This window comes from Paenibacillus sp. MABNR03 (assembly GCF_050455445.1).
In the GTDB taxonomy this organism is placed as follows: Bacteria; Bacillota; Bacilli; order Paenibacillales; family Paenibacillaceae; genus Paenibacillus; species Paenibacillus xylanilyticus.
The window spans coordinates 54,282-67,848 of the sequence record NZ_JBCIYR010000002.1; the positions used below are offsets into that span (position 1 = coordinate 54,282).

Consider the following 13,567-nt stretch of genomic DNA (forward strand, 5'->3'; position numbering starts at 1 on the left):
TACCTCAATTTGCAGGAATAAGAACGTAAGTTCCTGAAAAAAGATCTGGATTCTAGTGAGGAGGCAGAAATGATGAAAGGCTTAGGGCGGATTGCAGCATAACATAACAAGGTTAAGGCACCTTCCTTCTATAAGGGAGGTGCCTGGTGAAGTGTTTAACGTTTACTGCTTTTGGGACGGCGCTTGGTGGAACTGGTTTTGCGCCGAGTCGTGTTACTGCTGCGGCGGCGTGGGGTTGCTGTTGCCTTCTTGCGGCGCTTCCGCGAGCGGCGAGGTGGTGTATATTCCTCATAGTCGGTCTCTGCAGGACTGCTGCTCTTGCCTTTTCCTTTACCAAAAGGCAGGATGCCCATAACAAGCTTCATCATAGGGGCCATTTGTTGAATGCCGCCAACGACCTTTTGCATTTTTCCAATGCCATTCATGATGCCGTCGATCCCGCCGAAGCGGTCGATCATTCCTTTCAGTTCACCGAGATTGGCCAGCGAGAACCCGGAACTTCCTGAAGCAGCAGGAGCCTCAACCGGAACTGGAGAAACAACAGGGGCACTGCCACCCAAATAGTTTCCGCCGGGTGCGCCTTGCCCATAAGGTACAAGTGCAGAGGCTTCCACTTCACCATAGCCCGGATAATAGGGTTCTACGCCTGGATACATCGGCTGAACCTGGGTTTCATTCAATGAACGCTGTACTGCACCGGGCGGCATATAGGCAGAAGTCTGCGCCTGTCTGTGCGAATAGGAAGACGGACGCTGCCGTGGTGCAGGCTGGCGATGATAATAATGCTGTGGCATGAACGATCACGTTCCTTCTATGTTGGATTTCGGAATTGCGTTCCTTCAGCTGTAATGATCATGGGCATAACAGACCGAGTTGGAACTCCCTTTTGCTATACTGTATGTCATTCGCGGAGAGACGGCGTAGGCGGGTGTCATGGAAAACGTGATATTTGCGGATTTGGGCGCAGGGGACAAGTGAGGTTTTTATTCATAGAAAAGAGAAGCTTGTACACAAAATTGTAACAATTAGGAGGGCTAAATCCCTACGTAAGCAATCGGGAATATACAGGTGAAAAATGGGAAAAACCGCAGTAATATCGGATAGTGTCCACGTGTGGAGGACAATAGTACCTAATGGAAGCGGTAACATGTATTTTTATTCTGTAGTGCGTGAAATCGTTAACGCTTGAAATACCAACTCAGGGTGAGTACAATGAAGGTACACAGTAACCGCTAGGGGATGATGATGAAATGCAGCTGAAAAAGCTAAATGATAAAAGTATTGAACAACTATTCGAGGCCATTCTCACTCTGAAAGATATTGAGGAGTGCTACGTCTTTTTTGATGACCTCTGCACGGTAAACGAGATCCAATCCATGTCCCAGCGGCTGGAAGTAGCACGCATGCTTGGCAAAGGCAATACGTATAACCAGATCGAAGCGGAGACAGGGGCAAGTACGGCCACGATCTCTCGTGTGAAGCGCTGCCTGAATTACGGCAATGATGGATATAAAATGACATTGGAACGTCTGGGTCGCTAAGATGAAGAAACCGGGTGTGCTCATCATTAGTCACGGTTCTCAGGAGCAGACCTGGGTAGAATCCGTCGATGACGCGGTCTCCCGGCTCACTCTTCCTGACCCATTGCCTGTTGAGGCTTCATTTCTTGAACTTGTGGAAGGACGCCTGATCCAGGACGGTATCGACCGACTGGAGGCACAGGGTGTAACTGATATTCTGGTCGTACCCCTTTTCGTTTCGTCCGGCAGTACACATGTGGATGAAATCGAGTATGCGATCGGTGCGAAGCAAGCACCGGAACGGGAAACAGATCTGGAACCCTTCCGGGTAAACGCAAAAGTACACTTCGGTTATCCTGTGGATAACGATCCGGATATTGCCGTTATGGTATGGGATAAAGTCAAATCGCTCTCTCAAGATCCGGAGCAGGAGACGATTCTGCTTGTAGGGCATGGGAGCATCCACGATGGATTCCGTCAGCGCTGGGAAAAAGGCATTTCTTCGCTCGCACAGCGAGTGCAGGAGGTTAGTGGCGTAGCCCATACGGATTATGCACTTCTCAATCCGGAGAGTGTGTATGACAAGGCGAAGTACTGGAGCCAGGAGCAGGGAAGCCGCGTTATTGTGGCGCCACTGTTTTTGAGTGCAGGTTATTTTACGATGAACGTCATTCCGGGCAGGCTGAAGGAACTGGATTACGCGTACAGTGGTGAAACGCTGCTGCCGCATCCATTGCTTGGGCACTGGCTGGAACGACAAATTCAATTTTTGTTGGCAAAATGTAATGAGGGTAAGGCCTCTTCTTGAGAAGAGGCTTAGCACTATAAATGTATAGACAATGAAACCACGTCCTTGGACGTGGTTTTTCTGTTTGTTAGGAATCATTTTATGGAGGTACTTAACCTTTTGCCACCAACGAAGGCAGGCTCAAATGGAGCTCCAGCAGCGCGATCAACTGATCAACCATATCCTCTGCAGAATAAGGCATGGCATTCATAATCCACCATTCCAGGAGACCCACGGCAGCAGAAGCAAGAAACTGTACAGTGACTTCTTTTCTCATGCTTCCCTGAACGCCGCACGCATTCATTTGTTCCTCGACGCCTTGAATCATAAGTGTCATCAGCTTGCTTCGAAATGCGGGAATCCCTTTTTTCGTTAGAAGCGTGGTATAAATGGCCGCATGCTCTTCGAGATACCGGAAGGTCCGCAGCAGGGCGTCCTTCGCCGTCAGTGGCGTTGGAAAATGATCGCTCATGCAGGTGTCCTCCAATTGCTGCAAATACGTCTCGATACAGCGGTCCAGTAGATCAAACTTGTCTGTATAATGCAAATAGATCGTTCCCCGGTTAACATTGGCCCGATCGGCGATGTCATTAATGGTCATTTGCTCGAAATCCCGCTCTTCCAGCAATCCCACAAAAGCCTCCATGATGGCCTTTCTGGTTTTAAGCACGCGTCTATCCATGGCTCCTCCTCTACATGTCCCTAATGTCCCTGCCTAGTCTATACATTTCTCTATAAATTCCTTGCGCTTTTCAACAATAATGAGCATTTCGTTGATTATTCAACGAAAATGGATATTTTAGCGATTGAAGCACCGTGGCTGCTTTGATACTCTTATTTTATCAACAAATGTTGATAAAGCAACGTTTATTCATAAAAATACAAAGTTGAGGGAAAACAAATGAAAATATTGGTCTTTGGTGCAGGTGTGTTGGGCAGTCAATTGGCCCAGGTTCTGGTACGTGGAGGAAATGACGTTACGATTCTGGCTAGAGGGAAACGGGCTGAAGAGTTGGAGAGGGATGGCGTTGTCATTCGGCATGTGTTTCAATTTAAAACAACGGTCGATCCAGTTCGTATAACAAGAGAATTAAAAGCAGATGATGTCTATGATCTCATTTTCGTTGTCATGAAATATAATGATTTTCCATCGGTGTTACCCATTCTTGCTGACAATCAGAGCCACAACATCGTGATTGTGGGCAACAATGCGGACGCGCGAAGCATGCAAACCTATCTCGAAGACAACAGCCGGGTGGATAAGAGAGTGGCGTTTGGTTTCCACGTTGGCGGTGGGAAGCGGTACAAAGACCGGATGCTGTCCATAGGCGGGGGGAAGGGACTGATGGTGATCGGCGCCCTGGACGGTGAGATTCCTTTTCAACCTCTGCTCGATCAGGCCTTCGCAAAAGCAAAGTATAAGCTGGATGTGATTGAAGATATCGATGCTTGGCTGAAGAGTCATCTCATCCCGATTTTGATGCTGAATGCGGTGAGTTTCAATGAAGAGCGAGAGCTGAAGAAGCTGGAGGGAAACAAAGAGCAGCTCCTGCATATGATCGGTGCCTTGGATGAGGGGATTACTGTACTGGAGGCCATGGGCATCACCATGATCCCGAAAGCACAGGCGAAGCTAATCCGCAAGCATAAGCGGCTGCTGTATCTTTTGCTGAAAATCTATAGCATTCTTCCGGTGCATAAGCTGGTAGCGGGTTCTTTTGGCGAAATAGAGGCGATGGAAAGGGCATTTGCCGAGTGGAAAAGGGTGACGCATACTCCAACGCCCCATTGGGATGTGCTCAAAAGCGATTTTACCATCCTATAATGAAGAAAATTTGCATTTCCAATAGTTCTTCCTATTGCTCAAAACCTCGATCCCGACTACAATAAAACCAACTAATAAAATGGGGATAAGGAGATATGAGGATGCGGGAAGTGCCTATGCGTTATGTCAAAGCGAATCAGGTCGGGATTGTGCTGTGTGTATTGCTCTCATTTCTGTTTAATCCGCCGCTGATATTGGGTGCGTTATGGATCATCCAGATGATCGGGCTCGCCTCAGGCGGAAAGCTGAATCTATTTGTCCGGATCGGGAAGGCTGTGCTGAAGGAAAAAGGTACGGAAACCCAGGCGGTGGAGCTGCAGCGCTTCAATAATATATTGGCGGTCGTGTTCCTGTCGCTGGCTCTCGTCTCATTCTCCCTGAGCTGGCAGGTAGCCGGTTATCTGTTCTCCGGGATGCTCCTGCTTGCTGCAAGTGCAGCATTGCTCGGTTACTGTGTGGGCTGCACCGTCTATTTCTGGTATAAACAGCTTCGTGCCGGCAGGCGGATTGGCTTCTAAATGGATATTAAGTGCGGAAAATAACGTTCATATACACGCGGCTTCGTTCATCGGAGCCGTTTCTTTGTGCTCCCTTTCTAAGGAAGGGAAGGTTAAATTCTTGTCAGACGGGCAGAATGGGTGTCTATGAAATGGGTTAAATACAGTTGAAGAGAAAATCGATGGCTGTGTAAAATGAGAAGACACCGGGGTGCCGGAAGTCGTAAATACGTTACAGGCTAGGACATCTTCGCATTTGATGATATGATAGAATATAAAGGCTTTGGAATCAGATGGAATTCCTTATGCATAGATATAGGTATGGATGAAGATTCGGGCAGGATTAACGGACGTGGGTGATCATGTAAAATGTTCCCCGGTTGTGGACGCTCGCAAGTAGAAAGAAAATGAGGTCGATCAGACTCATGGATAATGTGGAATAGGTGGCGTATGAGATGAAAAAGGCTCGCTTAATATATAATCCGACCTCAGGCCGGGAAGAAATGAAGAAACGTCTGGCTGATGTTTTGCAGCGTTTGGATCAAGGTGGAATTGAAGCTTCAGTACATGCAACAACGGGTGAAGGAGATGCAACCCGGGAAGCGGAGCTCGCAATCGAGCGTGGATATGACATGATTATTGCCGCAGGCGGCGACGGAACGCTATATGAAGTCATTAACGGCATGGCTGAGCGGGAGAATCGTCCTCCGCTGGGTGTGTTCCCTTTGGGGACAACGAATGATTTTGCGCGTGCGCTCGGTATTCCAAAACATTGGGAACATTACGTGGATGTCGTGATTAATCAGCAGACCCGCCCTCTCGATCTGGGTAAGGCTAATGATAAATATTTCATTAATATTGCAGGCGGCGGCTCGTTGACCGAACTGACATATGAGGTGCCAAGCCGTCTGAAAACGATGATTGGACAGCTCGCCTATTATATGAAGGGCATTGAGAAAATGGCCAGCCTGTCTCCGCAGGAGCTGATTATCCGCGCGGCAGGCCAGGAAGAGATTCATGATGAATTCATGCTGTTCCTCATTGCGAATACCAATTCTGTTGGGGGCTTCGAGAAGCTGGCTCCGGGTGCGACGATTGACGACGGTCTGTTTGATGTTATCGGTGTGCGCAAATGTAACCTGGCCGATATGATCCGCCTCGTAACGCTCGCGCTGCGTGGTGAACATCTGAATGATAAGAAAGTGCTGCATTTCCAGACGGATTATATGGAAGTGACGTCACCTGGATACGTGCAGCTAAACCTGGATGGGGAGCTTGGCGGCACATTGCCTGCGACGTTCCAGAACCTGCAGCACCACCTGCAGCTGTTTCGGTAAGAGAAGTGTGTGATGGCACGGGTGGCAGTGTGTTTTTCCAGTTGCCGACCGCGAAGGGATCACGTATAATCTCAGGGTGAAATTGAAAAGATGAAGTGGAATGAACTCCCCATGCGTGGGGTGATATATAAGAAGAAAGAAGTGAATGTACGTTGTCTAATACGAACCGCAGCGGTCGTGGAAAAAACCGCCGGAATTCGGCTGCCTCTCAGGGGCAAGGGAACGCTACGGCGTCCCGTCAGCCAGGTAAATCATCTCGTCCATCAACACGTCAGCAAGGAAAAGAGGTGCGGCCACAAGGCGCATCTCTTTCTGCCGTTCATCCGAAGGGACGTGGACGTGAATCCGCGCCAATTGAAGGACTTCCAGTCAGTAAAAACGAAGAAACCGTTATCGACATCATTGGTATGAACCATGACGGCGAGGGCGTAGGCCGTGCGAATGGATACACGTTGTTCGTGCAGGGCGCACTTCCGGGTGAAACCGTCCGCGTACGTGTGATGAAGACCAAGAAGCAGTATGGCTACGCCAAGCTGTTAGAGATCGTGAAGGCGAGTCCGGATCGCGTATCCGCACCGTGCCCGATCTACGATCAGTGCGGCGGCTGCCAGATCCAGCATATGAGCTACGCCGGACAGCTTGCGTGGAAGCGTCAGCTGGTGGTGGATAATTTGCAGCGGATCGGGAAGTTGAACGTGATGGTGGAGGATGCAGGCGAAAAGAATGCGGATCAGGTAGCTGAACCAGCTATTTCGGAAGAACAAGGGAACGGCAGCAATCGTATTCGTCTTCGGCTGGAAGGTGTCATGAGCGAAGAAGATGCTGAGCAAGGCATTCGTGTGCTGCCTACCTTGGGCATGGACGAGCCGTGGCGTTATCGGAACAAGGCACAGGTGCCAATCGGCGTGACCGAAGGCGGCCTGGTGGGTGGATTTTACGCCAAAGGAAGCCATCGGATCATCGATATGGAAACCTGCCTTATTCAGCATGAGCATAACGACGAAGTGGTAGCGAAAGTGAAGGAGATCGGCAGTCATCTCGGGATCAGTGCATACAACGAAGAGACAGGCCGCGGCCTACTGCGTCATGTTGTCGTGAAGAAGGCATTCCGCACAGGTGAGATGATGCTTGTTCTGGTCACCAATGGCCGGGATATCCCGCATAAGGACGAATGGATCGGCAGTATCCGTGAAGCGATCCCGCATGTGGCGAGCATCTGCCAGAACGTGAACAAAAAGCAAACAAACGTTATCTTCGGTGATGAGACCCGCGTCCTGTGGGGCCGTGATGTAATCTACGATTATATCGGGGATGTGCAGTTTGCCATCTCTCCACGTTCGTTCTACCAGGTAAATCCGGTGCAAACTGAAGTGCTGTACGGGAAGACGGTAGAATACGCCGGACTGAGTGGCAAAGAGACCGTTATTGATGCCTACTGCGGCATTGGGACGATTTCTCTTTTCCTCGCGCAGCATGCGGATCAGGTGTACGGGGTTGAGATTGTGCCCGAAGCTATCGAAGACGCTCGCAGTAATGCGCTGCTGAACGAGATGAAGAACGTGAAGTTTGAAGTCGGTGCATCCGAAGATGTCATCCCGCGCTGGAAAGAGCAAGGCATCGAAGCCGACGTCATCGTCGTCGATCCGCCTCGGAAGGGCTGTGATCCACGCTTGCTGGATACGATTCTGGAGATGAAACCGGAGCGCGTGGTGTACGTGAGCTGTAATCCAAGCACCTTGGCACGTGATCTGCGTGTACTGGAGGATGGCGGTTATCGATCGGTTGAGGTAACGCCGGTGGACATGTTCCCGCATACGGTGCATGTGGAGTCGGTGGCGGTTCTAAAATGGGCAGGGACTAGCAATTAAGCCACTCATTTTCATACCCTATTAAATAAAACGAGTGATTATTGTAGGAATTTTAGTTCAACAATCTTTACTAGCTTCAAGTTATATATTTGAAAAAGTTGTTTCATGATGCGTTCATCTTTGATGTCTATCTTTGCAAGCTTATCAATTTTATGCTAAAAGGCATGAAGATGAACTCTTATTCATTTTGGGCTGTAAACCTTCCTTTACTAGAATTAAGGGACGCAATTGCTCATTGTTAGTGGAAATAAGATTTCAACAATAATATTCAGAAGTTTCATCAGCCCCTCAACCTCCCTAATTTGGGAGTTTTTTCATGGAAACATATAACTGCTTACAGCCAAGTTTAATTGAAATGTTATATAATGGAGGTAATAATCTGTCGAATAAAGGATCACCGGATAGATTGTGAACTAAGTTAAATGGACTGATTATAAGGTGTTTATCGATGAGGGGGTTTATCAATGAATAAGAAGGACATGTCAGAACGTGATATATGCTCTAAATACATAACACCTGCACTCATCCAATCAGGATGGGATTTACAAAAGCAAATACGTGAGGAAGTTACTTTTACAGATGGCAGAGTAATCGTTCGTAAAAAGATGGTTTCGCGTGGAGATAAAAAACGAGCTGATTATATTCTTTATTACAAAACCAACATTCCCATAGCTATTATTGAAGCAAAAGACAATAAGCATTCACTCGGTTCAGGTATGCAGCAAGGACTGAACTATGGAGAGATACTGGACATTCCTTTTGTCTATTCTTCCAACGGTGACGGCTTCTTAGAACATGATCGAACCGCTCAATCAGGAATGGTAGAACAGGAGATCTCCCTTAGCCAATTTCCTTCGCCTGAAGATTTATGGAATCGCTATAAGCAATTTAAGGGTATTGATCAAAAAGCTGAAGAAACAATCACCCAGGATTATTATTTTGCTCAAGGCTCTAAAAGCCCAAGGTATTACCAACGAATTGCAATCAACAGAACTATTGAAGCTATCACAAAAGGACAAGATCGTATTTTACTTGTTATGGCTACGGGCACGGGTAAAACATATACTGCGTTTCAAATTATATTTCGTCTATGGAAGTCTAAGAAGAAGAAGCGGATTCTATTTTTAGCAGATCGCAACATTCTTGTTGATCAGACAATGGCGAATGATTTTGCCCCTTTTGGAGATAAAATGATTAAAATTAAAAACCGGAAAGTTGATAAAGCCCATGAGGTTTATTTAGCTTTGTATCAAGGTATTACTGGTACTGAGGAATTTCAAGATGTGTATAAAGAGTTCTCCCCCGACTTTTTCGATCTTATTGTTATCGATGAATGTCATCGAGGAAGTGCTAAGGAAGACTCTTCTTGGAGAGAAATACTAAGCTATTTTAATGGTGCAACTCAAATTGGTTTAACAGCTACTCCAAAAGAATCAAAGGAAGTTTCAAATCTAACGTATTTTGGTGATCCTGTTTATACATATTCCTTGAAGCAAGGTATAGATGATGGATTTCTTGCTCCATATAAGGTCGTGAGGGTTACGCTCGATAAAGATGTTGAAGGTTATCGTCCTACGAAAGGACAGAAGGATAAATACGGTCATGAGATTGAAGACCGAGAATATAACGTTAAGGATTTTGACAGAAAGCTTATTCTTGAACAAAGAGCGAATACCGTTGCCAAAATGGTTTCTGATTATATGAAGAATAATAACTCACGTATGGCAAAAGCGATATTTTTCTGTGTTGATATTGATCATGCCGAACGGATGAGACAAGCGCTAGTTAATGAAAACTCTGATATGGTCGCTAAAAACGCAAAATATGTCATGCGTATCACAGGGGACAGCGAAGAAGGAAAAGCAGAACTAGACAATTTTATCGATCCTAACTCACCTTATCCTGTATTAGTAACTACGAGTAAATTGATGAGTACAGGCGTGGATGCTCAAACGTGCCAATTGATTATTCTTGATTCCAATATTGGTAGCATGATCGAATTCAAGCAGATCATAGGCCGTGGTACGAGAATTCGAGAAGATCATGGGAAATTGTATTTTACAATTATTGACTTTAGAAATGTAACGAAGTTATTTGCTGATAAGGATTTCGATGGTGATCCCGTTGTGGTGATGACACCGACAGGAGATATACCTCCTGAAAATGATGAACCAGACGATCCTGACATGGATGATGGTGAAACGGTAATACCTAGCGGCTACGGAGATGGAATAGGTGATGACCGAACTGCTGGGGGAAGTGACATACTTAATGATCCGCCAGCTAAATATTACGTCCACAATGTGGAAGTCAAAGTATTGAATCATCGGGTGTACTACTATGACAAAGATGGTAAACTGATAAACGAATCGTTGATTGACTACACGAAAAAAAACGTGAAGAATGAATATCACTCTCTCAACGATTTTCTGCAAAAATGGAATAATGCGGACAAGAAAGATGCGATATTGAAAGAGTTAGAATCGCAAGGTATTTTACTTGATGAGTTGCAGGATGAAGTAGGAAAAGACTTAGACCCATTTGATCTTATTTGCCATGTGGCGTTTGATATGCCTCCATTGACTCGCCAAGAACGGGCGAATAATGTGAAGAAACGAAACTATTTTGCTAAGTATAGCGGAAGCGCAAGAGTGGTTTTAGAGGCACTGTTGGATAAATATGCTGATGAAGGTTTGGAGAATTTAGAAAATTTGGAAGTGTTGAAGATTCCTGAATTCCAAGCTTACGGTTCACCCATTGAGATTGTTAAGAGTTTTGGTGGGAAAAGTGGCTACTTATCAGTAATCAAAGAATTGCAAAGTGAGATTTATACAGCATAGGTTACTCAGAAGGAGAATGATTCATGTCAGTTTCATCAGTTATTAAATCAGTTCAAGATACGATGCGCAAAGATGCGGGTGTCGATGGCGATGCACAGCGTATTTCTCAATTAGTGTGGATGGTATTTCTTAAGGTGTTCGATGCGAAGGAAGAAGAATGGGAGTTAATGCGAGACGAGTATACTCAGGTTGTTCCTGAAGGTTTGCGCTGGCGCGATTGGGCAGCAAATGATGAGGGAATGACAGGAGATGAGTTACTCGATTTCGTTAATAATAAGCTGTTCAAAGAATTGAAAGAAATGGTTCTTGATGAATATAGTGATCCGAAGGCTTTTATCGCGAAAGCTGTATTTGAAGATTCTTATAACTATATGAAGTCTGGTACATTGATGCGTCAAGTGATCAATAAGTTGAATGAGATCGACTTTTCCGCACAGGAAGATCGTCATACATTCAATGATATATATGAAAGTATTCTCAAAGATCTTCAAAACGCAGGGAACGCAGGAGAATACTACACGCCACGTCCAGTAACACAATTTGTCGTTGATATGGTCAACCCAATTCTAGGTGAGAAAGTGTTAGATTTTGCTTGTGGAACAGGTGGATATTTAACTAGCACGATTGAACACTTTAAAAATACAGGGCAGATCAAGAACGTTGATGACAATCAGGTGCTGCAGGAAACGATTATGGGAATTGAGAAGAAACCCATGCCACATATGCTTGCGATTACAAATCTGATCTTACATGATATCGATACTCCAAATATCAGGCATGACAATTCGTTAACTAGAAATGTTAGAGATTATAAACCAATAGAACAAGTGGATGTGATTGTTACGAATCCTCCATTTGGTGGAATAGAGGAAGATGGAATAGAGACGAACTTCCCAGAGAAGTTTCGGACAAAAGAGACAGCAGACTTATTCATGGTTTTGCTCATGTATGTATTGAAAGATGGAGGCCGTGCAGGGATTGTATTACCTGATGGATTTCTTTTTGGTGAAGGAGTAAAAACTGCGATTAAAGAAAAACTGCTAGGAGAGTTTAATCTGCACACAATCGTAAGAATGCCTAATGGTGTGTTTTCTCCGTATACAGGGATTAACACGAACCTTCTCTTCTTTGAAAAAGGGAAACCAACGGAGAATATTTGGTACTTCGAGCATCCGTTGCCTGAAGGTTATAAGAATTATACAAAAACCAAGCCAATTCGACTGAATGAGTTTGATCTTGAAAAAAACTGGTGGAATGATCGAGTTGAAAATGAATTTGCTTGGAAAGTTAGCGTCGAGGAAATAAAGAAACGAAATTACAATTTAGATATTAAGAACCCGACTACTCAAGATGAAAGTGTTCAGCATTCATCTGAGGAGATTATAAGAAGGATAATTGATTCAAAAACTAAATCTATTGACATTGCAAATAGACTAAAGGAGTTTTTGATGAATGAAGTTAGGTGACGTAATTGAAATAGAAAAGAATAACTTAATCCAAATTGAAGACAAAGGTAGCTATGTAATTGCAGGAGTTCAGAGTTATGGTCAAGGAATTGTCAATAGAAAAAATGTAACTGGTACTGAATTAACAATGAAGCAGTACCAGGTGATAAAGCCAAATCAACTAATGTGGTGTAAAGTGGATACTAAAAATGGAGCATTTGGTGTCACAAAAAAAGATCATCAAGATAGTTTGGCATCAACTAATATGGCATTAGCAAATATTTTACTAGATAAAGCTAATCCTGAATTTATTCAGCTGTTGTTCCAAATGCCCTTTTTCTACAATTATATTAATGGACTTTCAACAGGGACGACAAATAGGAAGTACCTAAAAATAGGTGAGGTATTTTCCAAAATAGAGATACCCGACTTGAGTTTAGAACAGCAGGATAAGTTTGTGAAATGGTACAACAAATTTAAGCAACAGTTTGATAAATTGCTCTGTGAGGACAATAAGCAAGTTGAATTAATACAAACTCTCCGGCAATCTATTCTCCAAGAAGCCGTTCAAGGTAAGCTAGTACCGCAGGACCCGGACGATGAACCGGCAAGTGTGTTATTGGAGAAGATAAAGGCTGAAAAAGAGAAGTTGATTAAAGAGAAGAAAATCAAGAAAGAAAAGTTACTTCCAGCGATTACAGATGATGAGATTTCTTATCAATTACCACAAGGTTGGGAATGGGTGAGGTTGGGTGAAGTCATGGAGTGTATCGGAGGTAGCCAACCACCCAAAAATTTGTTTATCTATGAACCTCGCGAGGGATATACAAGACTTGTTCAGATTAGAGATTTTAAATCAAACGAATATGCAACATTTATACCAAATGAATATGCTAATCGCCCATTTACTGAAGATGATGTGATGATAGGAAGGTATGGTCCTCCGATATTCCAAATTTTGAAAGGCCTAAAAGGGACATATAACGTTGCATTAATGAAGGCTTCACCAAATGAAACTGTATTATCAAAGGATTTTGTTTATTATCTTTTACAAGAAACTGAAATACAAAACAAAGTCATTAAAGAATCAGATCGGACTGCAGGACAAAGTGGTGTTAGAAGAGAATTAATTGATTCCTTTGTTGTAGGAATTCCCCCACAAAATGAACAAAAACGGATTGTTGGAAAAATCAATCAACTTATGGCTCTATGCGATGATTTGGAGAAATCAATTGAGCAATCAAAACAGGATAACGAGAAGTTCAAGCAAGCTGTTTTACAAGAAGCATTTAGTGCTATTGAAAGGGGAGATAATGTGGTTGAGTTCCCTTCAGCAAACCCCATTCATATCAAAGATTGGGATATTGCTGCTCGTTCTGATGGCGAGATTATTGCAGATACAAAAGCCAAAATCAAAAATAGAGTAACCGAATTACTCGGTAAATAAA

At 44.4% G+C, this 13,567-nt stretch carries 11 protein-coding genes; 9 read left to right on the forward strand and 2 right to left on the reverse strand.

Going from position 1 to position 13,567, the window contains the following annotated elements; genetic code table 11:
* Positions 1–155: 155 nt before the first annotated feature.
* Entirely contained in the window at positions 156–794 is a 639-nt protein-coding gene (locus tag AAIH57_RS09040) for a tyrosine protein kinase (protein ID WP_246310728.1), read from the reverse strand.
* Positions 795–1,250: 456 nt separating this feature from the next.
* Here AAIH57_RS09040 and AAIH57_RS09045 point away from each other — a divergent pair, with 456 nt between their 5' ends.
* Together AAIH57_RS09045 and AAIH57_RS09050 are read left to right on the forward strand one after the other, a co-directional pair.
* Positions 1,251–1,541 carry a YerC/YecD family TrpR-related protein gene (locus tag AAIH57_RS09045; RefSeq protein ID WP_017690665.1) on the forward strand — a complete coding sequence of 97 codons (291 nt, stop codon included), beginning with the start codon at positions 1,251–1,253 and terminating at the stop codon, positions 1,539–1,541.
* Between the two features lies 1 nt (position 1,542).
* Positions 1,543–2,328: a sirohydrochlorin chelatase gene (locus AAIH57_RS09050; RefSeq protein ID WP_430021387.1), complete on the forward strand. Its 786-nt coding sequence runs from the start codon at positions 1,543–1,545 to the stop codon at positions 2,326–2,328.
* Between the two features lie 91 nt (positions 2,329–2,419).
* Here AAIH57_RS09050 and AAIH57_RS09055 read toward each other — a convergent pair whose 3' ends face one another.
* Positions 2,420–2,989: a TetR/AcrR family transcriptional regulator gene (locus AAIH57_RS09055; RefSeq protein WP_430021388.1), complete on the reverse strand. Its 570-nt coding sequence runs from the start codon at positions 2,987–2,989 to the stop codon at positions 2,420–2,422.
* Positions 2,990–3,208: 219 nt separating this feature from the next.
* Here AAIH57_RS09055 and AAIH57_RS09060 point away from each other — a divergent pair, with 219 nt between their 5' ends.
* From AAIH57_RS09060 to AAIH57_RS09090, 7 genes are all read left to right on the forward strand, one after another.
* A complete protein-coding gene (locus tag AAIH57_RS09060; RefSeq protein WP_430021389.1) occupies positions 3,209–4,132 on the forward strand; it encodes a ketopantoate reductase family protein in 924 nt (307 codons plus the stop codon).
* A 101-nt stretch (positions 4,133–4,233) separates the two neighbouring features.
* The gene (locus AAIH57_RS09065; RefSeq protein WP_430021390.1) at positions 4,234–4,650 is read left to right on the forward strand and encodes a DUF4395 domain-containing protein; all 417 of its coding nucleotides are present in this window, start codon (positions 4,234–4,236) and stop codon (positions 4,648–4,650) included.
* Positions 4,651–5,084: 434 nt separating this feature from the next.
* Complete coding sequence (locus AAIH57_RS09070) at positions 5,085–5,966, forward strand: diacylglycerol kinase (protein WP_430021391.1); 882 nt, start codon at positions 5,085–5,087, stop codon at positions 5,964–5,966.
* A gap of 152 nt (positions 5,967–6,118) precedes the next feature.
* The gene (gene rlmD, locus AAIH57_RS09075) at positions 6,119–7,834 is read left to right on the forward strand and encodes a 23S rRNA (uracil(1939)-C(5))-methyltransferase RlmD (protein WP_430021392.1); all 1,716 of its coding nucleotides are present in this window, start codon (positions 6,119–6,121) and stop codon (positions 7,832–7,834) included.
* A 464-nt stretch (positions 7,835–8,298) separates the two neighbouring features.
* The gene (gene hsdR, locus AAIH57_RS09080) at positions 8,299–10,674 is read left to right on the forward strand and encodes an EcoAI/FtnUII family type I restriction enzme subunit R (protein WP_430021393.1); all 2,376 of its coding nucleotides are present in this window, start codon (positions 8,299–8,301) and stop codon (positions 10,672–10,674) included.
* A gap of 23 nt (positions 10,675–10,697) precedes the next feature.
* Entirely contained in the window at positions 10,698–12,140 is a 1,443-nt protein-coding gene (locus AAIH57_RS09085; protein ID WP_430021394.1) for a type I restriction-modification system subunit M, read from the forward strand.
* On the forward strand, positions 12,127–13,566 hold the full coding sequence (locus AAIH57_RS09090) for a restriction endonuclease subunit S (protein WP_430021395.1): 1,440 nt from the start codon (positions 12,127–12,129) through the stop codon (positions 13,564–13,566). The genes AAIH57_RS09085 and AAIH57_RS09090 overlap by 14 nt, the downstream gene beginning before the upstream one ends.
* The last annotated feature ends 1 nt before the right edge of the window (position 13,567 follow it).